The 19,874-nt window shown below is 59.6% G+C and carries 15 protein-coding genes and 1 pseudogene; 10 read left to right on the plus strand and 6 right to left on the minus strand.

The window, feature by feature from the left end:
* Positions 1–140 precede the first annotated feature (140 nt).
* From bioB to QZ268_RS07785, 8 genes are all read left to right on the plus strand, one after another.
* Positions 141–1,181, plus strand: coding sequence for a biotin synthase BioB (gene bioB, locus QZ268_RS07750; protein WP_295450529.1), 1,041 nt, complete (start codon positions 141–143; stop codon positions 1,179–1,181).
* Positions 1,178–2,347, plus strand: a complete 1,170-nt coding sequence (locus tag QZ268_RS07755; RefSeq protein WP_295450531.1) for an 8-amino-7-oxononanoate synthase — start codon at positions 1,178–1,180, stop codon at positions 2,345–2,347. The genes bioB and QZ268_RS07755 overlap by 4 nt, the downstream gene beginning before the upstream one ends.
* The gene (gene bioD, locus QZ268_RS07760) at positions 2,344–3,021 is read left to right on the plus strand and encodes a dethiobiotin synthase (protein ID WP_295450533.1); all 678 of its coding nucleotides are present in this window, start codon (positions 2,344–2,346) and stop codon (positions 3,019–3,021) included. The genes QZ268_RS07755 and bioD overlap by 4 nt, the downstream gene beginning before the upstream one ends.
* Positions 3,018–4,316: an adenosylmethionine--8-amino-7-oxononanoate transaminase gene (bioA, locus tag QZ268_RS07765; protein WP_295450535.1), complete on the plus strand. Its 1,299-nt coding sequence runs from the start codon at positions 3,018–3,020 to the stop codon at positions 4,314–4,316. Before bioD ends, bioA begins: the two co-directional genes overlap by 4 nt.
* A gap of 367 nt (positions 4,317–4,683) precedes the next feature.
* Positions 4,684–5,643, plus strand: a complete 960-nt coding sequence (locus QZ268_RS07770; protein ID WP_295450537.1) for an ABC transporter substrate-binding protein — start codon at positions 4,684–4,686, stop codon at positions 5,641–5,643.
* An 8-nt stretch (positions 5,644–5,651) separates the two neighbouring features.
* Positions 5,652–6,734, plus strand: a complete 1,083-nt coding sequence (locus tag QZ268_RS07775; RefSeq protein WP_295450540.1) for a betaine/proline/choline family ABC transporter ATP-binding protein — start codon at positions 5,652–5,654, stop codon at positions 6,732–6,734.
* Complete coding sequence (locus QZ268_RS07780) at positions 6,731–8,782, plus strand: ABC transporter permease subunit (protein WP_295450542.1); 2,052 nt, start codon at positions 6,731–6,733, stop codon at positions 8,780–8,782. Before QZ268_RS07775 ends, QZ268_RS07780 begins: the two co-directional genes overlap by 4 nt.
* Positions 8,783–8,893: 111 nt before the next feature.
* Complete coding sequence (locus QZ268_RS07785; RefSeq protein ID WP_295450544.1) at positions 8,894–9,409, plus strand: DUF2478 domain-containing protein; 516 nt, start codon at positions 8,894–8,896, stop codon at positions 9,407–9,409.
* A gap of 349 nt (positions 9,410–9,758) precedes the next feature.
* Here QZ268_RS07785 and QZ268_RS07790 read toward each other — a convergent pair whose 3' ends face one another.
* From QZ268_RS07790 to QZ268_RS07815, 6 genes and pseudogenes are all read right to left on the minus strand, one after another.
* Complete coding sequence (locus tag QZ268_RS07790; RefSeq protein ID WP_295450546.1) at positions 9,759–12,230, minus strand: ATP-binding protein; 2,472 nt, start codon at positions 12,228–12,230, stop codon at positions 9,759–9,761.
* 550 nt (positions 12,231–12,780) lie between these two features.
* The gene (locus QZ268_RS07795; RefSeq protein WP_295450548.1) at positions 12,781–13,758 is read right to left on the minus strand and encodes a fumarylacetoacetate hydrolase family protein; all 978 of its coding nucleotides are present in this window, start codon (positions 13,756–13,758) and stop codon (positions 12,781–12,783) included.
* A 239-nt stretch (positions 13,759–13,997) separates the two neighbouring features.
* The gene (locus QZ268_RS07800) at positions 13,998–14,768 is read right to left on the minus strand and encodes a cyclase family protein (RefSeq protein ID WP_295450549.1); all 771 of its coding nucleotides are present in this window, start codon (positions 14,766–14,768) and stop codon (positions 13,998–14,000) included.
* A gap of 18 nt (positions 14,769–14,786) precedes the next feature.
* Complete coding sequence (locus QZ268_RS07805) at positions 14,787–16,097, minus strand: TRAP transporter large permease (RefSeq protein WP_295450551.1); 1,311 nt, start codon at positions 16,095–16,097, stop codon at positions 14,787–14,789.
* 73 nt (positions 16,098–16,170) lie between these two features.
* Positions 16,171–16,608 (minus strand): annotated as a pseudogene (locus QZ268_RS20175) (TRAP transporter small permease subunit); the annotation flags it as partial.
* Positions 16,609–17,664: a C4-dicarboxylate TRAP transporter substrate-binding protein gene (locus QZ268_RS07815; protein ID WP_295450556.1), complete on the minus strand. Its 1,056-nt coding sequence runs from the start codon at positions 17,662–17,664 to the stop codon at positions 16,609–16,611. It abuts the pseudogene before it with no gap.
* A gap of 142 nt (positions 17,665–17,806) precedes the next feature.
* Here QZ268_RS07815 and QZ268_RS07820 point away from each other — a divergent pair, with 142 nt between their 5' ends.
* On the plus strand, positions 17,807–18,712 hold the full coding sequence (locus QZ268_RS07820) for a LysR family transcriptional regulator (RefSeq protein ID WP_295450559.1): 906 nt from the start codon (positions 17,807–17,809) through the stop codon (positions 18,710–18,712).
* A 177-nt stretch (positions 18,713–18,889) separates the two neighbouring features.
* Positions 18,890–19,804 carry an IclR family transcriptional regulator gene (locus QZ268_RS07825; protein ID WP_365321692.1) on the plus strand — a complete coding sequence of 305 codons (915 nt, stop codon included), beginning with the start codon at positions 18,890–18,892 and terminating at the stop codon, positions 19,802–19,804.
* Positions 19,805–19,874: the final 70 nt, after the last annotated feature.

The following is a 19,874-nucleotide window of genomic DNA, read 5'->3' on the forward strand; positions in this document are numbered from 1 at the left end:
TAACAGCTCTATATTCCTATGTTTTGCAGGTAATGCCGCGCTGCAACATATTTTCTTTGCGCTCTAGCGATTATTATCTATAAAAATACAGCGCGCCTCAGGGCCGCTCAAACGCAACACTGTGACCCTCAGGAGAGCCCATGCTGGACGCTGCCCCTATTCGAAACGACTGGACCCGCGCCGAGGCGGAAGAGATCTACAACAAGCCCTTCATGGATCTGTTGTTTGAGGCGCAGTCGGTGCACCGTCAGCACTATGATCCCAATCAGGTGCAGAAATCCAAACTGCTGAGCATCAAAACCGGCGGCTGCGCCGAGGATTGCGCCTATTGTTCGCAGTCGGCCCGCAACGGCGCCAAGCTGTCGGCCAGCAAGCTGATCGAGGTGGAACGGGTTCTGGCCGAGGCGCGCAAGGCCAAGGCAGGCGGCGCCACGCGCTATTGCATGGGGGCGGCCTGGCGTTCGCCCAAGGATCGCGACATGGCCGCGCTTGAGGCGATGATCGAGGGGGTCAAGGATCTGGGGATGGAAACCTGCATGACCCTGGGCATGCTGGATGACAGTCAGGTCTTTCGCCTGCGCGACGCAGGTCTGGACTATTACAACCACAATATCGACACCTCGGAACGCTACTATTCCGAGATCATCACCACCCGCACCTTTGCCGACCGGATCGACACCCTGAACCGGGTGCGCGAGGCGGGCATGAAGGTCTGCGCCGGTGGCATTGTTGGCATGGGCGAGCAACAGATGGACCGTATCGACATGATCCTGGCACTGGCCACGCTGGAGGAACACCCGGATTCGGTGCCGGTCAACATGCTGATCCCGATGCCAGACACGCCGCTGGCCGATGTGGCCAAGCTGGACCCGATTGAGTTTGTCCGCACCATCGCCCTGGCCCGGATCCTGATGCCAAAATCCCACGTGCGCCTCTCCGCCGGGCGCAGTGACATGTCGGATGAGCTGCAGGCCATGTGTTTCTTTGCCGGGGCCAATTCGATCTTTGTGGGCGACACCCTGCTGACCGCTGACAACCCCGAAGAGGACAAAGACCAGATGCTGTTTGATCGTCTGGGCATCACCGCCATGGGCGTGGGTTGCGACGGCAGCCATAGCGAAAACCAGAGCAAAACATGCGCGGTCAGCGCCGCCGAAAATGGCGAAGTGGTCTCGGCATGAGCCAGGGTTTTCCGCGACATGCCGCCGGGCTGCAGGAGCTGCGCGACCAGGGGCGGTTTCGCCGCCTGGTCCCCCGCGCCGGGCATGACTTTTCCTCCAACGACTACCTTGGGCTGGCACAAAGCCAGACCCTAAAAACAGCGGCGCTGGAGGCTTTGGAGCGGGGGGTGCCGGTTGGCGCCGGTGGCTCGCGGCTGTTGCGCGGCAATGCTGATGAGCACGCCCTGCTCGAGGCCGAGGCGGCGGCGTTTTTTGGCAGTGAGGCGGCGCTGTTCATGGGCGGCGGTTTTAATGCCAATCAGGCGATTTTTTCCACCCTGCCGCAGCGCGGCGACCTGGTGCTGTATGATGCGCTGATCCATGCCAGCACCCATGATGGCATGCGGCTGGGGCGCGCGGAGACGCGCAAATTCAGCCACAATGACCCTAGCGATGCGGCGGCGCAGATCGCCCAGTGGCGCGCGGCAGGTGGCGCCGGTCAGGTCTGGATCGCCATCGAGTCGGTCTATTCCATGGAGGGCACTCTGGCACCGCTGGCGGAATTTGCCGCTTTGGCCACGCGCGAGGCGGCGGTTCTGGTGGTGGATGAGGCCCATGCAACCGGGCTGTTTGGCGATCTGGGGCGCGGGCTGGCGCATGACTATGCCCAGAACCCTGCTGTGCTGACACTGCACACCTGCGGCAAGGGCCTGGGCGTTTCCGGTGCCTTGATCTGCGGCGCCCAGGTGCTGATTGATTTCCTGATCAATCGTGGGCGCGGCTTTATCTTTGCCACCGCGCCTTCGCCGCTGAATGCAGCCCTGGTGCGGGTGGCGCTGCGTGATCTGGCGCAGAACCCTGAGCGGCGCAACCGGGCCTGGGACCATATCACCCATGCCCACAGCGAGGCGGCGCGGCTCTGCGGCATCACCGGTTTTCAAAGCCAGATCCTGCCGGTGGTGATTGGCGATGACAGGCGGACCATGGCGCTGGCCGAGCGCTTGCAGGGGCAGGGCTTTGACGTGCGTGGCATTCGCCCGCCGACAGTGCCCAAGGGCACTTCGCGGCTGCGGATCTCGCTGACCGGCACCCTGACCAAAGGCATTATCACCGAGCTATTCGAAAGACTGGCGCCAGAGCTTGCGCGTTTGCAGCAACAGCCAGCGGGTCTGGAGCAGGTGGCATGAGCGCTGTGAACCAGACACTGGTGGTGACCGGAACGGACACTGGCATTGGCAAAACTGTTTTCTCCGCCGGCTTGGTTCAGGCGCTGCAGGCCAGTTATTGGAAACCGGTGCAGTCGGGCCTGGAAGAGGAAACCGACAGCGAGTTCGTCGCGCGCCTGTCTGCTGGCACAGTCCTGGCTGAGGGCTATCGCCTGCAACTGCCCGCCTCGCCGCATCTGTCAGCTGAGGCCGAAGGGGTTGAGATCGACCCGGCTCACCTGGCGCTGCCGCAGCTGGATGGCCCGCTGGTGGTCGAGGGCGCGGGCGGGGTGATGGTGCCGCTGAACCGCGATTTGCTTTATCTGGATCTCTTTGCCCGCTGGCGCGCGCCGGTGATCCTGTGCGCGCGCACGCAATTGGGCACCATCAATCACACGCTCCTGTCGCTCAAGGCGCTGCGGGACGCGGGTTGCACCGTGATTGGGGTGGCTTTCATTGGCGATGCCGAACCGGAGGTGGAGGAGAGCATCGTCCAATTTGGCGCGGTGGCTCATCTGGGGCGGCTGCCGATGATCACGGATCTGGGGGCACAGCCGGATCTGGGGGCACAGCCCTCGGTCTTGGCCGAGACCTTTGCCAGGCACATCAAACTGGACCTGATCCGCGCGGCCCTGACCGGAGGAGAACTGCCATGAGTACTGCTGAGCTGAGCCAGCTGGAGTTTGACCAGCAGCATCTGTGGCACCCCTATACCAATGTTGCCAAACCCGGTCCCACCTTTGTGGTGAAAGAGGGTGAGGGGGTGCATATCACCCTGGAGGATGGCACCCGGCTGATTGACGCCATGTCGTCCTGGTGGTGCATGATGCATGGTCACCGCCACCCGGCGATCACCTCCGCGATCCATGAACAGCTGGACCGGTTGCCCCATGTGATGTTTGGCGGGCTGACCCATGATCCGGCCATCGACCTGGGCCGCAAGCTGCTGCAGATCACCCCAGACAGCCTGACCCGGATCTTTTATTGCGACTCTGGATCCGTCTCGGTTGAGGTGGCAATGAAAATGGCGGTGCAATACCAGCACGCTCAGGGGTTTGAGGGCCGCAGTCAGTTCGCCACGGTGCGCTCGGGCTATCACGGCGACACCTGGAAAGCGATGAGCGTCTGTGACCCGGACACCGGCATGCACCATCTGTTTCAGGGCGCGCTGAGCGTGCAGCATTTTGTGGCCCGCCCGCCCATCACCCTGGGTCAGGACTGGGTGGAAGACCCGGCGCGAAACGGCATCGCCGCACTGCGCCAACTGCTGGAGGCCGGGGCGGACAAGATTGCCGGGTTTATCCTGGAACCCGTGGTGCAGGGCACTGGGGGGATGTATTTCTACCATCCTGAGTACCTCAATCAGGCGCGCAGCCTTTGTGATGAGCTGGGCATCCTGCTGATCTTTGATGAGATTGCCACCGGGTTTGGCCGCACCGGCGAGATGTTTGCCACCGATTTCTGCGCGGTGGAGCCGGATATCATCTGCCTTGGCAAGGGGCTGACAGGGGGCCATATCTCTTTTGCCTGCACCATGACCAATGACCGGGTGGCGCTGGGCATTGGCGGTGGCTCGCCTGGTATCTTTATGCATGGGCCGACCTATATGGCCAACCCGTTGGCCTGCGCTGCGGCAAAGGCGGCGTTGGATGTGTTGACGGGGCAGGACTGGCGCGCCCGGGTGGCCGCGATCTCTGACCAGCTGACACAAGAGCTGGAACCCGCCCGCGCCCTGCCAAAGGTGCGCGATGTGCGGGTGCTGGGGGCCATTGGTGTGATCGAGATGGCTCATGTGGTCTCGGCGGATGCGGCCCATGGGCTGGCCCATGAGATGGGGGTTTTCCTGCGCCCCTTTGGCAAGAATATCTATACCATGCCGCCCTTTGTGACCACGCCCGAGCAGCTGAGCCAGATCACCGCAGGGATGCTGCACCTGGCGCGGCAGCTGTGAGACAGTAAGCGGTGGTGAGGTTTTAGCACCGCCGCGAGTCGCGCAGGGGCAAGACAGCTTGGGGAATCATGTGTCACGCTGCGCCATAAAATGGCTTTTTCATTTCGAAACTTGAATGGCGGATCAAGGTTTTACCCGAAATGTGCCGCAAAACCTCGACAAATGGTCGTAAAGCGTTCAAATACTTGTGGCATACCCGGTCACACTTGGGCCAAGACTGGCGGCTGTGACTGGCAGCTGTACCTTTGGCCCGTGCCTTTAGGTGTGGCGCATCAGGGGTTCTGGGGCCGTATTGGACTGTTCTGGTCTACCATAATCACCTTGCCGACCAATTGGAATGGCAAGGCATACAACAGGGAAGTGAACAATGAAAAAGACAACATTTGCATGCCTTCTTGGCGCTGCAGCACTGGTTGCAGGCACCGCCAACGCGGCAGAGCTGGGCGCCGTGGATCAGCCCATCAAACTGGCGATCAACGAATGGACCGGCCAGCATGTCACCACCCATATCGCTGGCGAGATGCTGAAAGCGGCCGGCTATAAAGTGGAATATGTCACCGCTGGCATGTTGAACCAGTTCCAAGCGATTGCTGATGGGGAAATCCACGCCACGCTGGAAATCTGGTCCTCCAATGTCTCCGATGAATATGCCATCAAGATTTCTGAGGGCACAGTTGTTGAGCTGGGCGATCTGGAGCTGGCGGCGAAGGAAGGTATCGCCTACCCCGCTCATGTGGCCGAGCTCTGCCCCGGTCTGCCAGCCTGGGAAGCCCTGAAGGCCTGCGCGCCGCTGTTTGCCACGGCTGAGACCCTGCCAGCAGGTCGTTTGGTGGATTACCCCGCTGATTGGGGCACCCCTGGTGCCGACCGCATGACCGGGCTTGAACTGCCATTCAAAGCGGTTCCCGCAGGGTCTGAAGGCGCCTTGATCGCCGAGCTGCGCGCCTCGACCGAGCGCAAGACGCCGCTGCTGGTCACCTTTTGGCAACCCCATTGGGCGATGTCGGCCTATGACGTAAAATTTGTCGATCTGCCCGCAGGCGAAGAGGCCTGCTTTACCGATCCGGCCTGGGGTCCAAACCCCAATGCGATCAACGACTGTGACTTTGCGCCTTCGCGCATCTTCAAGGCGGCCTGGTCCGGTACGGCGGAAACCTGGCCCGCAGCCTATGAGATCCTGTCCAACTACACCCTCAACGTAGCCGACCAGCAGCCGATGATGGGCGCTATCGATGTGGACGGTGGCAAGGTCAAAGAGGTGGTCGCCGCCTGGATGGAAGCCAATGAAGCCAGCTGGCGCCCCGTCGTCGACGCCGCAATCAAGTGAGCAAGACGGTGATCGAGACAGCCCGCGAGACAGCTGCGGCTGGCTCTGATACGCCCGCCATTTCCTGCCAGAACGTCTGGCAGGTCTTTGGTGTCAATGCAGACAGCGCCTTGAAACGGGCGCTGTCACAGCACTCAACTGCGGATGAGGTCTCTGCGGCGCTGCGCGCCCAGGGGCTGGTGCCTGCGGTGCAGGATGCCAATTTTGACGTCAAAGAGGGCGAGCTTTTTGTCATTATGGGCCTGTCTGGCTCTGGCAAGTCCACTTTGATCCGCTGTATTTCGCAGCTGCTGCCGGGCTCACACGGGGAGATCCGGATTGAAGGCGAAGATATCGTTTCGGCCAGCAAGGCGCGTTTGATCGAGCTGCGCCGCAAAACCCTGGGCATGGTGTTTCAGCACTTTGGCCTGTTCCCCCATATGACCGTGATCGACAATGTGGCCTATCCGCTGAAGGTGCAGGGGGTGAAGCGCAAGCAACGGCGCGCCAAGGCCCAAGAGGTGATCAATCTGGTGGGGCTTGAGGGGCGCGAAGACCGTTTCCCGCGAGAGCTGTCCGGTGGTCAACGCCAACGGGTTGGCATTGCCCGCTCTCTGGTGGCGGATTGTTCGGTCTGGTTCCTGGATGAGCCCTTTTCGGCGCTGGATCCGCTGATCCGTCGCCAGCTGCAGGATGAGTTCCTGGATATTCAGGAAAAGCTGAAGACCACCATTGTCTTTATCACCCATGACATCAACGAGGCGCTGAAACTGGCGGACCGCATCGCCATTATGCGCGATGGCAAGATCGTGCAGATCGGTACTCCGGCGGATATCGTTTTGAACCCGGTGGATGATTATGTGCGCGAATTCTCCAAAGACGTGGCCAGGGGGCGCCATGCCAGAGTGGGCTCGGTGATGCAAAGCCCCGAGGGCAACAGCTATGGTGCGGATGATCCGGGGCTGCGCCGGGATATGACGCTGGATGCGGCACTGGCGCGCTGCATGGATCTGTATGACCCGGTGCCGGTGCGGGACAAAGATGGCACCCTGGTTGGGGTCATCAACCCGGCGGATCTGGCGGCGGCGTTGCAGGTGGAAACCGACCAATGAGCCGCCTCAGAATTGGAAACCTGAGCGCGGGCAGTCTGGCGGCGCTGATTGCGGTGAGTGCCGGGGCGCTCTGTCTGCTGCTCGAAGGGCTGATGCCTGGGGTGACAACCTTTCCCAAAGACTGGGTGCTCCCCGCCACCGAAGGCGTGGGCACCGGCGTCAAGGGGACGCTGACCTATCTGAAACCCGCCGCGCGGATGTTTTCTGCCTTGATGGCCTATCCCATGGCGGCCACCAACTATGTTCTGGCAGTGGTGCCCTGGCCGCTGCTGATCGCGGCCACTGTGGCCCTGGGCTGGCGTCTGGGCGGTATCAAGATGGCGTCAATGGCGGCGATCGGGTTGGGCCTGGTGGTGGCCTCTGGCTATTGGGTGCAGGGGATGAATACCCTGGCACTGGTTGCAGTGTCGGTGCCTTTGGCCCTGCTGGTGGGGGCGGGCATTGGCATTCTGGCCAATGAGTTTCCCCGCTTTCGCGAACCGGTTCAGGCCTTGCTGGATGTCATGCAGACGGTGCCGACCTTTGCCTATCTGACGCCGCTATTGGTGCTGTTTGGCTTTGGCCCTGTTGTGGGGCTCATTGCCTCGGCGATCTATGCGGCGCCGCCGATGGCGCGCAATGTGCTCTTGGGGTTGCAACGGGTTGAATCTGAGGTGAAAGAGGCTGCCGTCATGGCCGGTGGCACCCGGATGCAGCAGCTGTTTCAGGTCGAGATCCCAGCCGCCAAGGTGCAGATCATGGTGGGGGTCAACCAATGTCTGATGGCGGCCCTGTCGATGGTGATCATCGCCGCCGTCATCGGCGGCTTTAATGACATCGGCTGGGAAGTTCTGCTGACCATGCGCAAGGCACAGTTTGGCCCGGCGATGCTGGCGGGATCGGTCATTGTGGTGTTTGCCATCCTAATCGACCGGATGAGCGGCACACTGGCGCAGGAGCGGCGCCAGCTTTGGGATGGCCGTGTGTCCCTCGGTATTCTGGCGCTGGGCGTGATTGCCACCCTGCTGTTCTGGAGCCGTATTGGCGACCCCGACAGCTATCAGCTGCTGGACCCGGTGGCCGATGGGCTGGACAGCTGGCTGACCGATGTCACCCGCTCCAATGCAGAGGCGCTGACCAGTTTCAAAAACGGCATCATGTTCTATGTGCTGCTGCCGCTGCGCATTGGTTTGGATCAGGCGATCCTGCCCTTTACCTGGGGCTTTCAGTGGACCGCAGCGATGAGTCTCTGGTTCTATGCTGGCGCGGCTGTTTTGGGTGGGCTGTTGGCGCTGCGCGGTCAGGTGACCCTTGGGCTTGTGCTGCTGATTGCTGCCGGAATTCTGGAAACGGGCGTGTCACAACTGCCCTGGCCCTTTGTCATCATCGGTGTTGGTGCGTTGTCCTGGGTGGCCGGGGGGGCGCGTCTGGCGCTGCTGTCGGTGATCTTGCTTGCCACTATTCTGCTCTCGGGCCTGTGGGAGCGCGCCTTGTTGTCGCTCTATCTGTCGGGGGCAGCGGTGTTTGCCTGCGCGGTGCTGGGCGGCGGTCTCGGCTTGCTCAGCGCGGTTTCTCCCATGGCCTGGCGGCTGGTGCGGCCGATTTGTGACATGTTGCAGACCATCCCGCTGTTTGTCTTCCTGATCCCGGTGCTGATGGTGTTCCAGATTGGTGAATTCTCGGCCTTTCTGGCGATCATCGCCTATGCGGTGGTGCCGATGATCCGCTACACCCGGCAGGGGCTGATCGCGACGCCGGACGAGATGATCGAGGCGGCCACCGCCTCGGGGGCGACGCGCTGGCAGATGATGCGGGATGTGCGGGCGCCCTATGCGGCGCCAACCATCCTGCTGGGGCTGAACCAGACCATCCTCTATGCCTTTGCCATGCTGGTGATCGCGGCGCTGATCGGCACCACCGGCCTGGGCCAGTCGATCTATCTGGCGCTGGGGCAGGCGGATGTGGGGCTGGGCATATCAGCCGGGGCGGCCATGGCCATTCTGGCCTTGATTGCCGACCGCATCGTTCAGGGCTTTGCCGAAGAACGCAAAAGGGCGCTGGGCCTTTAACAGCGTTTCCCGCGCCCTGAATTGGGGCGCGGGAAAACCGCGCTGGCGTCAGGGACAAATTGCGGATAGCACTTGAGGCGAAATTCCAAACCACTGATGAGAGGGCATTTGATGCATCTGGCCTATGTCATGACCGAAACCCGTGGCGGCACCGACCGGCTGCTGAGCAGCCTGGCAGAGGCGTTGCACGCCAAAGGCATTGCGCTGGCGGGGATTGTACAAACCAATACCGAATGCAGCGATGACGCCCTGTGTGACATGGATGTGCGGGTGTTGCCCGATGGCGAGACCATTCGTATCTCGCAATCCCTGGGCGCTGGCGCCCGTGGGTGCCGGCTGAACCCAGAGGCGCTGGAGCAGGCGGTGGGGCAGGTGAGCAGCAGCCTGCAGGCAGAGCCCCGCCCACAGGTTTTGATCGTCAATAAATTCGGCAAACACGAAGCCGACGGCCGTGGCATGCGCCCGGTCATCGGAGAGGCTCTGGCCCAGGGGCTGGTTGTGGTGTCGGGCGTCAATCGCATGAATGTCGAAGCCTTCAAGGCCTTCTCTGACGGGATGGCGGTTCAGGGGGGCAGTGCGCTTGACGATCTGGTTGCCTGGGTCGAGGAGTCTCTGGCCCAGTCCTGAGCGTCTTTTGAACGCAGACTGACAGGGGGGCAGAGCCAGAGTGGAGGCCCATGCGGCCCCCGTGAACTGCGATCCTTTGGTCCGTGTCCATGATCGCTACCAGGTACACACCCCCAGGTCGCGCGGGGATGTCTTTAAGTTTGTATAGATCTTAGCAGGCTGTCCGGTTTTGCCGGACCTCTTCACGTTGACATGGGCGGTCGGGCTCCATTTTGCTGCAATCTCTATTGAATAGAATTGACGGGTTTCAACTGCGGGGGGAGAACAACAACACCCTGTTTCATCTTTATAGCGCCTGGAGCAGCCCAAGGTCCACATGGCCAATCAAAGCTCCATATGGGCCAATGGCTTAGTCGGGGTGCTGTAGGATCAGCGGGGCGTGCTGGGGCGGCATCTTTGCCCGTAGACGTGCCAGGCAGGCTGACAGGTCTTGAAATCGGATCGGTTTGGTCAACACCTCATCAAAACCCGCCGCGAAAAGCCCGTCAATCTGGTCGGGCAAGGCATTGGCAGTACAGGCTATTGCGGGGGGCATGGGCGCGTTTGTTTGTGATACCTGGCGTCGGATCGCTGCAAGGGCTTCTAAGCCGCTCATGTTTGGCATCGAGATATCAAACAACAGACACTCCGCCGCGTGGTCGCGCCAGGCTTCCACGGCCTCCTGCCCGTCAGAGCACATGATCAGGGTGTGGTTCAGCTTTGACAGCATCTTGCGCAGGATGAGACGGTTGGTGGCGTTGTCTTCTGCCACCAGAATACGCAGGGGCGCCTCCGGCGTGCAGGTCTGTTCTGTGGCATCAGCGCCTGTTGTATTGCGGTCTGTATTATCGCGGTCTTTGGTCTGCAGGATAGGGGCCAACGGCAAGATGACTTGCGCTTTGGTGCCCAGGCCGTGCTGGGAGTCCATGTGAAAGTCACCGCCCATTTTCCTGACCAGCTCAGAGACGATCGCCAGTCCCAGCCCGGTTCCGCCAAAGGTGCGGGTAATGGAGTTGTCCGCCTGCTCGAACTTGTTGCTTACCCGCCGCAGCTGCTCCGGCGTCATGCCGATCCCCGTGTCACTGATGCCTAAGCGAATACCGCCCTGCGCCGTCACTTGCCCCGACAGGGTGACGCGCCCCTGGGTGGTGAATTTCAGTGCGTTTCCACACAGGTTATGCAGCACCTGGCCAATGCGTCGTGCATCACCGATCCATTGCCCGTCCAGCGCGGGTGACAGGTCTAGCTGCAGCTCGAGCCCTTTCTGCTGGGCAACGATTTGGTGAATACGTGCTACGTCCCGCAACACCTTCGCGGGGGTGAAGGGGGCTGCGTCATAGGTTTCCTTGCCGGATTCGATACGCGCCAGATCCAGGATGTCATTGAGAATACTCAGCAACCCTTCGGCAGAGCCATGCACAGCTTCAACCATTTCGCGCTGGCTGGAATCGAGTTCGGTTTGCGATATCATCTGTATCAGCCCGAGTATGCCGTTCATGGGCGTTCGGATTTCATGGCTCATATTGGCCAGGAATGCCGACTTGGCCGCATTGGCGGCCTCTGCCTGCGCCCGCGCCTGATTGAGCTCCGTGACATCCACCCGCAGCCCGACACAGCCACCGTCCGGGGTGCGCTGTTCAAAGACCCGAAAGGCGCGCCCGTCTTGTAAGGTGACGAGATTGGATCCCGAAGGGTTGCGAAAGGCCTGCAAGCGCTCTTGCACAAACTCTTCTTCACGTCCTTCGGTTCCGGCGTAAAACCCCTCAGATGCGGCCTGACGTAAAATAGCGGCAAAGTCTGCGCCTGGCTTTACCAAAGGGGCGGTTTGTTTCGAGAACATCTCGACATAGCGGCTGTTGGAGAGAACCAAGCGTTCGTCGGCGTCGAAGTACACAAAGCCATCGGTCAGGGCTTCGATCGCCGCCTGCAATCTGGCATGGGCGTCCTGGGCTGCGATTTCGGCGGCGGCGCGTTCTGTTGTATCCTGCACATAGGCCACAATCATCGGCGAGGCGTTGAACACTTTATGCAAAGTGATGTCCACCGGATACCTTGACCCGTCTGCCCGCTGCAACTGGGTGTTCGTTTTCCCGTAGGTCTGCTTGCTGTTCATCAGGGTTTGAACGGTCTTTTCAAAGCGTTCTGCAGTGAGCAGCGGATTAAGCTCCAGCGGTGTCATATGGGTCAGACGGTTCATCGAATACCCGGTGTTTTTCCGTGCAGCCCGGTTGCCCAGAACAAATTTCCAGGTGTTGGGATCTATGACATAGATCTCCTCCGGGCTCTCCTCCAAGATGCCCGACCAAAACGCGATCCGGGTATTTTTGGAAACGGTTTCTGCAAGTGTTTGTTTGTCACGATGTGCTTTCAACAGCGCTGTTACTGCTGCGCTGATCTTTTCCAGATCAGAGATAACTTTGGGCGAAAAGCTGTTGGGGTCCTGTCCCATCGCACAGACTGTCCCAATAGGAAGGCCCGGTTCGGTCTCCAGAAGAACCCCCACATAAGATCGGATGTAGGGAGGCCCCAATACGAATGGATTTTCAGCGAACCGTTCATCCTGGCATGCGTCTGGCACGACCAATGTGGAGCCGCTGTTGACCGCATGCACAGACATGGAGTCCTGGCGTGTGATTTTGCGCATGGGCCCCACTCCGGTCTTTGCCAGGAAGACCTGTTCGCGTTCCCCCACGATAGAGATAAGAGCTGCTTCGGTCCCTGCGACCTGTGCGGCCAGGTCACAAAGACCCTGAATTTCCGGAAAATGGTCACGAAAATCTATGCGTAACTTGGCAATAGATTGCAGTCGTGTCCGATCATCGAGAAACTTGGGGGTGATCATATTTGTCCATTCAGATCCGGGGAACCATTTTGCTTCGCAGACTATATGCGGCAGGTTCTTTAAGAAACTTCAATAGATGCGTCATTGCGCCCCTGATCAATCTTACCCCGTTTGGACCTGCTTTGTTTTGGGGGCATAACCTGTGTCTTCCCATTTTCACGGGAAAATTGATGTACTGGCCGTAGCCAAATTGAGCGTATTTGCGGAGCTGTATCCGGTTTTAAATAGCATAGGCCTGCGTCTGAAAACGGTGAAAGAGACCAAAGGCGCGGTGATCGTGATCTGAGCCGCGTTAAATGCAACCCCCTGTGGATCATGCTGCCGCGCCGGTCTCAGGCGTCACAGCGTTTTGGGCATGTCTGGCCCTCAGCCTGAAAGAAACGCCCCCTCCCCAAGGGGGAGGAGGCGCTTTGGGCTAACTGATTTTTGCAACGATGCGCTTTTGTGCAGGAAACGCGTCTGTTGAATGGGGGCAAGAAGGCCAATCTTGCCCCACTGGTAGGCCCCACTGGTAGGCCTGTCTGGTAGGCCCGTTTGGTAGGCCCGTCGCTTAGGTGACGATCTGCACTGATTGCGCGATCTCGCCAAACAAACTGTCACCGCTACCCATCTCCACCCGCATCACCACCGTGTCGCCGTGTTGCATAAAGGGCGTGTTTCCCGCGCCCTGGGCGATGGCTTCGATGGCCCGTTTCTCAGCGATGCAGCTTGACCCGACGCTTTCATAGTCCTTGTTTGACACAGTTCCCGACCCGATGATCGTGCCTGCGGGCAGGTCGCGGGAATAGGCGGCATGGGCGATCAATTCGTCAAAACCAAACTTCATTTCATCGCCGTTTGTGCGGCCAAAGGCGACGCCGTTGCGCTCGACCTGCAAAGGCAGACAGACCCGGCAATCGCGCCAGGCATCGCCCAATTCATCCGGGGTCACCGCAAAAGGCGCCATGGCGCAGGCGGGTTTGCAGTGCAGCCAGCCAAAGCCGGTGGCCATTTCTGTGGGGCCGATGGCCCGCAGGCTCCAGTCGTTGATCAACACGATCAGACGGATGTATTGTGCCGCGTCCTTGGCTTTGGTGCCCATGGGCACAGCGTCCAGAATGACGCCGTATTCGCCCTCAAAATCAATGCCATCATCGGCTGACGGAAACAGCGCGGCGGCAGTTGGCGCCAAAAAGCGGTCCGACATGCCCTGATACATCAGCGGGCGCTCGTTGAGGCCGACTTCGGGGTGGCCCCATGCTTTCTGGATCAAAAACGCATGTGTTTCAAAGGCGGACCCGTCGAGCCACTGCCAGGCGCGCGGCAGAGGCGACAGGGCTTCTGCCGGGTCAAGATCAATCGCGCCAGCAAGGCTGCCCGCCTCAAGTGCGGCGTATTGGGTGCGCCACTGGCTGGCATTGTCCGCCCAGGTTTCAAGCGCCTGTTGCAAGGTGCGTGCTGTGTCGGCAGCAATGGCACGTCTGCCGTCCTGCGATACAATATGAAGGCGCCCATCTGGGCTGCCATCGGCAAGGGTGACAAATTTCATGCGGTCATATCCTCTTGGGGTCGGGGGCGGCGTGAGCCCATGTGGCCCACTGTTGCGCCGTTTATGATTGTTTTTGGTGCGGGCCTGCACGCCGGTCGCGCCTGGGCGCAGCGCCGTGCAGGGGCAGCGGTAGATGCCCGCCAGTTGTTTGATACCAGTCGTAAGATAGCTGTCGGCGGCGCGCTAACCCCTAGGGGGCGGGGTGCCAACATGGGGGCCGTGACGCTGTGCGAGCCTGGCTAGTCTTTGATGGTGGCCACGGGGCGGCACCATCCGGCGCTGGCGCCTTTGACCTTTACGGGAAAGCAGATGACGTCAAACCCGGTGGCAGGCAGCGTGTCCAGGGCGGCCATCTTTTCCATGTGACAATAGCCGTGAACCATGCCCGCGCGGTGCCCCTCCCAGATCAGCGAGGCGTCACCGGTTTCGGCCACTTTCTTGGCCGTTTCGGTAAAGGGTGCGTCCCAGCTCCAGGCGTCGGTGCCAGTCACCCGCACGCCACGACTGGTGAGATAAACCGTGGCTTCACGCCCCATGCCGCAGCCGGTGCCCACATAGGCCGGCGTGCCATAGGCCTCTGCGGCTGAGGTATTCACCAGCACAATATCGCCGGGGCTTAGCTGGTGGCCAATGCGGCTCAGCTCTGCCGCCACATCCGCAGCCGTGGCCACATAGCCGTTGGCAAAATGGCGAAAATCCAGTTTGACCCCAGGACCCATGCACCAGTCCAGCGGGATCTCGTCGATGGTGATCGCCCGCGCGCCCTGGTCCATGGTCGAGTGAAAGTGATAGGGCGCGTCCAGATGGGTGCCATTGTGGGTGCTGAGGGTGACCTCTTCCACGGCCCAGCCCTCGCCGCCCGGCAGTTGATCGCGGTTTACCCCGGGAAAGAACTGGAGCACCTGGTCGGCCGAGTCATTGTGGCCGATGTAATTGATCTTTGGCCCCAATCCGGGGGGGTCGGCATAGTCGGTGTTTTCCAAAGGCCGCGACAGGTCGATGAGTTTCATAAAGGTCTCCGGTAAAATTTAGCGCCCTAACAGGCCGGTTGCGATGATGGGAAAGGCGATGACAAGCGCGAGGCAGATCAGCATCATCGCTGCAAAAGGGGCGGCGCCGATGAAGATGTCCTTGAGGCTGATATTGGGGTCATTGAGGCTGGATTTGATCACATAGACCGATATGCCAAAGGGCGGCGTCAGCAGCCCGATCTCGACTGCGATCACGGTGATCACCCCGAACCAGACCAGATCCACATTCATGCTCACCATCACTGGCAGCATCAGCGGTACAAGGATCAACATGATTGATCCGCTGTCGAGGATCATTCCAAACAGGATCACCACCACCACATAGAGCAAGATGATCGCCAGCAGGCTGATCTCGGCGGTGGCCACCATGGTGCCAAAGGTGCGCGGCACGCCCGAGAAGGCCAGCATGCGGGAATACATTTGTGCCGCAATGATCAGAAAGGAGATGGCGGCGGTAATCAGCCCCGTTTCCACCAGCACCCGCCACAGGGCATCAAGGGACAGGCGGCGTTTTGCAACACCAATGATAAGCGCCCCCGCGACGCCCACAGCGCCTGCTTCGACGGGGGTGAACATGCCGCCATACAGCCCGCCCAGAACGAGGCTGATCAACAGGGCGATGGGCATCCCTTTGGCAAGAACCTCGGAGGCGGGCATATGGTCACTGTCCGCACTGAGGTTTTTGCCGATGAACCCGGGGGCAAAATAGGCCATCAGGATTGTGCCTGCGGCAAACAAGCCGGCCAACAGCAGCCCCGGCCCCAGACTAGCAAGGAACAGATCACCGATAGATTGCTCGGTGAGCAGCCCATAGAGGATCATCAACAGCGAGGGCGGGATCAACATTCCCAACACCGAACTCCCCGCGACCACGCCGACGGAAAACCGGGTGGTGTAGCCGTGCCGCCGCAGTTCCGGCACCGCGATTTTGGTGAACACGGCAGCAGAAGCGATGGAAATGCCGGTGATTGCTGCAAAGATGGTATTGGCGGCGATGGTGCCGATGCCAAGCCCGCCTTTGATGCGTTTGAACATGGCATTGGCAACGTCAAAGGCATCGCGCCCCATGCCGCTTTCTGACACGAGAAACCCCATCAGAACAAACACCGGCACGACGCCGAAAAAGTAGCTGGAGATCGCATCGTTTGCTGCAAGGCCCAGCATCTTGGCCGCCAGCAAAGGCGTGCCTTTGATCGCCCAAACACCGACAAAGGAGCACAGGATCAGTGCGATGGGGACATAAAGCCCGCCCAGAACCAGCCCGCCCATGAAAAACAGGCTCAGGATACCGATGGCAAAATCTGTCATTGGATATGCCCTTTTTCAACCGCTGGATGATGCGGGCTATAAATTGCAGCGCCAGCAGGGTGGCTCCGATCAGGATCATCAGTTTTGCGGGCCATGTGGGCATGGTAAAATTGCCAACTGCCCCGACAAATTCATTGCGGGTGATCGACTTTATCAGGATTGGCCAATGGGCATAGATAATTGCCGAAACCACGAGACACCCAAGCAGGTCAAAGAGGAGCTCCATCCCTGACGCCAGGCGCGGTCTGCTGCGGTGCAGGCTGTCGATCAGCCCGTCCGAGCGGGTGAGCCGACCAGCCCTGAGCGCTTGCGGCACCTGCAGGAATACAATTGCCACGATCGACAGTGATATCATTTCGGGCACGCCGGACAGCGGGGCGTCAAACAGATTCCGCCCCAGCACATCGGTGCAAATGATAACCACCAGCCCAACAATCAGCAGTGTCCCAAGAATATTGGCCCCCTGCGTCGCGATATTGAGCGCGCGCAGGGGGAGAGAGGCGACTGACATTTATTCTTTGTCCCAGTCACGCAGTGGCGTAGCACCACCGGCCCGCATCTGGTCCATATAGGTGGTCAGCACCCCCGAGGCGTCTTTGCCCTGTGCATCCAGCCCTTCCGCCCAGACTTTGGCCGCATTCTCCATGCCGGCAGCCCACTGTGCGCGCATCTCGTTGCTGGCGTCACTTATGGTTGCGCCGCCGGCTTCCATTCCCTTGTAGGCGATGGTGACAAAGTTCTCGAGATCTTCGATATACCAGCTTGCGGCCGCGTCAGCGGCGGCGCGAAAGGCCTCTTGCACATCTTCGGGCAGGCCATCCCACCAGTCTTTGTTGGCGCAGATCGACCCTGCAAACTGCGCCCCAAGACCCACTTTGGTGATGTTGGGAGCAACCTCGAACAGTTTACCGGGGAAGGCCGCAGAGGCGAAGACCAGCACACCGTCATAGACGCCAGTTTGCAGCTCGTTGTAGTAGGTGGTCAGGTTGCCCTGCACCCCCACAGCGCCGGTTCCGGCCAGCCAGTTAATCGAGGCGCCGGGGGCTGCAATCTTGCGCCCTTCCAGATCCGCTAGCGAGGTGACGGGAAAATTCGTCATCAGCACATAGTCATCAATCGCCGTTGGCGCCCCAAGGTAGACAACACCATTGTCGGTATAGGCCTGCTGCATGCGCGGGTCGCTCAGGTGCAGATTGTGCAGCGTTTCGCTCACCAGTTGGACGTCATCGGACACAAACGGAGTGTAATAGGTGACGTTCTGAACGGCCAGTTTGCCCGGATCAAACAGGCTTGAGCAGGCGCCGAGTTCTGACAGCCCTGCCTCGACGGTTTCCAGCTCTTCACCCACACCGGCAATTGCGCCGCCATATTGCTCTGAGAAAGAGACGCTATGCCCAAGGGCTGCTAGTTTTTCATTGGCTGTGGGAATGAAGGCTTCGGGAAACATTTTGACCCAGCGGAAAACCGGCGGATGGCCCGCAGCGATGGTGACGTTATAACTGTCGGCAACCGCAGCTGTTGACGACAACAGACAAAGAACGATCGCGCTGGTTTTCAGAAACTTCATAATTGTCCTCCCAAACATTTATTTGCAGCCGCCCAGGCCCAAGCAAAGGCGCTGACGGCGATGGTATCGCGAGATTAGGCCGATGAGGGGCAAGTAAGGAAGTTAATGTTGATGGTAGTGGTCATTCATTCTATGAATACCTATGCATCTTGAGAAACTGGACCTGAACCTGCTGGTGGCCATCGACGCCCTGTCGCGGACGCAAAGCGTGACTGCAGCGGCGGCTGAGCTGAATCTGACCCAATCTGCGGTGAGCAGTGCGCTGAACCGTGCACGGGCACATTTTCAGGACGAACTGTTCTATTACGACGGGCAAAAAATGCGCCACAGCCCGTTTGGCCAATCTATTGCTGATGTGGTGCCTGATCTGATCAACCGCCTGCGCAGCCTGTCGCGGATGCGGGCCAGCGCTGAGCTGCATACGCTGGAACGACAATTCACCGTGATTGCCTCTGACTATGTGGCGATGGTGTTTTTGTCGGTGCTGTCAAAGCGTCTGTCGATCTGTGCCCCCAAGGTGTCTTTGGCGGTGGTCCCCTTTAGCGAGGACGCGATGGGCAATTTCCAACGTGGCAAGGTTGATTTCCTTGTCGCGCCCGATTTTTGGATAGACGACACGTTGCACCGTGCCCCACTGTTTAAGGACGGGTTTCAATGCGTGGTCTGTAAAGACAATCCCTTGGCTCAGACGGGCCTTAGCTTGCAAAGCTATCTGGATGCGCCGCATGTGGTCACGAACTTTTTTGTCGGCGATGGCAAAAGCCATTTTGAAAACTGGCTGAAACAGGAAGACATAGACATCAGGATTGCCGCCTCGTTACCCAGTTTTGTGGTGTTGCCCTACTATATTTCCGGCACCCGCAACATCGCGACCATTCACAAGAGACTGTTGAAACAGTTCGGAAAACTGGATGATCTGACCGCGCTTGCGCCGCCGCGTGAAGTGCCCGATTTGACCGAATATCTGATTTGGAAAGATCACCATCAATACGACCCTCAAGCGACGCTGATCCGCGAGATGATGCTTGAAACCGGGGGCGATCTATAGCCGAGGCTGGACCAACGGTATGCGTGTTTGAGCTGTCGACATCCCGCCCAAGGCCAAGAGCGGCATCGACTATAGCGTTGTGATGTCGGCTGAAATTGCCATGGCCCGGGCCTGCGAACCTGCGGTTGCTGCCTTGTGTTTTGTTTCTTCCCCGTGGCAGGGAGCCCCCAGCACGTTTTGAAGCAAAAACTGCTGGGACATGTGTCCAAGCTTTCGCGGGCGTTGAAGGGCAGGGGCTTTCCTTGCGGACTGTGGCCTCGATGGCGTAACCTAAAGGGGTGGATGGTGGGTGAAATGGGTAACAGCGATACGGAGAAAGACCGAAATTTTGTTACCGCATTGGCGCGTGGATTGGAGCTATTGAGCTGTTTTCGCGACGACGAGATCACTCTGACAAACGCCGAGTTCTCTGAGCGGACCAATTTGCCCAAGGCGACGATTTCCAGGTTAACTTATACACTATGCGAGTTGGGATATCTGGTTGCCGATCCGTCCAGCGGCACCTATCGCCTTGGGGCTGGCGCCTTGAACCTGGGGTTCAGCGTTTTGACGGGGATTGATATTCAAGATCTCGCACAACAAGAGATGCAGCGGCTGCGCGACGGACCTAACTCGTATGTTTCTGTCGCGTTGGGGGAACTCCATCAGCTGGACGTCGTGTATATTTCATATCTGAGATCCCGCGAACGTGTTGCGCTGGTTGCCAACGTCGGTGTGCGTTTGCCGCTGTTTACCTCGGCAATCGGGCGCGCCATTCTGGTGGGCCAGCAGGACGATGATCGCGAAGCCGCGTTTGAGTTGGCCGGCCGCAGGGACCCAGACCTCGAAGCGCAGGGGCGGTTGCACTATGCCCAAGCCAAATCGTTTTTTGAAGTTAAGGGGTTTTGCACCGGGTATGGTGAATGGCGCAAAGACGTTAACGGTATAGCGGTTCCGGTGTTTTCGATGAATGGCGCCCGCGTGTATGGGCTGAATGTTGGGGGCCCTTCTTTTCTTGTGGAGCCCAAAGCGCTTGAAACCGTGCATGCGCCCTTGCTCATTCAGGCAGCGAGACAGATCAGCATTCAGAAGCTCAACCAAAGGTTGCGTTAGGGCGGTCGGTTTCGCGGAAAGATGTCGGACAGAATCAGTTGATCTTGCCAAAGCACTTTCGAAGATACGG

Source organism: uncultured Pseudophaeobacter sp. (assembly GCA_905479575.1).
Taxonomy (GTDB): Bacteria; Pseudomonadota; Alphaproteobacteria; order Rhodobacterales; family Rhodobacteraceae; genus Pseudophaeobacter.

Excerpts from the sequence above, each read along its gene's own strand:
- bioB (WP_295450529.1), top strand. The coding sequence starts at position 141 with ATGCTGGACGCTGCCCCTATTCGAAACGACTGGACCCGCGCCGAGGCG.
- QZ268_RS07755 (WP_295450531.1), top strand. The coding sequence starts at position 1,178 with ATGAGCCAGGGTTTTCCGCGACATGCCGCCGGGCTGCAGGAGCTGCGC.
- bioD (WP_295450533.1), top strand. The coding sequence starts at position 2,344 with ATGAGCGCTGTGAACCAGACACTGGTGGTGACCGGAACGGACACTGGC.
- bioA (WP_295450535.1), top strand. The coding sequence starts at position 3,018 with ATGAGTACTGCTGAGCTGAGCCAGCTGGAGTTTGACCAGCAGCATCTG.
- QZ268_RS07770 (WP_295450537.1), top strand. The coding sequence starts at position 4,684 with ATGAAAAAGACAACATTTGCATGCCTTCTTGGCGCTGCAGCACTGGTT.
- QZ268_RS07780 (WP_295450542.1), top strand. The coding sequence starts at position 6,731 with ATGAGCCGCCTCAGAATTGGAAACCTGAGCGCGGGCAGTCTGGCGGCG.
- QZ268_RS07785 (WP_295450544.1), top strand. The coding sequence starts at position 8,894 with ATGCATCTGGCCTATGTCATGACCGAAACCCGTGGCGGCACCGACCGG.
- QZ268_RS07790 (WP_295450546.1), bottom strand. The coding sequence starts at position 12,230 with ATGATCACCCCCAAGTTTCTCGATGATCGGACACGACTGCAATCTATT.
- QZ268_RS07795 (WP_295450548.1), bottom strand. The coding sequence starts at position 13,758 with ATGAAATTTGTCACCCTTGCCGATGGCAGCCCAGATGGGCGCCTTCAT.
- QZ268_RS07800 (WP_295450549.1), bottom strand. The coding sequence starts at position 14,768 with ATGAAACTCATCGACCTGTCGCGGCCTTTGGAAAACACCGACTATGCC.
- QZ268_RS07805 (WP_295450551.1), bottom strand. The coding sequence starts at position 16,097 with ATGACAGATTTTGCCATCGGTATCCTGAGCCTGTTTTTCATGGGCGGG.
- QZ268_RS07815 (WP_295450556.1), bottom strand. The coding sequence starts at position 17,664 with ATGAAGTTTCTGAAAACCAGCGCGATCGTTCTTTGTCTGTTGTCGTCA.
- QZ268_RS07820 (WP_295450559.1), top strand. The coding sequence starts at position 17,807 with ATGCATCTTGAGAAACTGGACCTGAACCTGCTGGTGGCCATCGACGCC.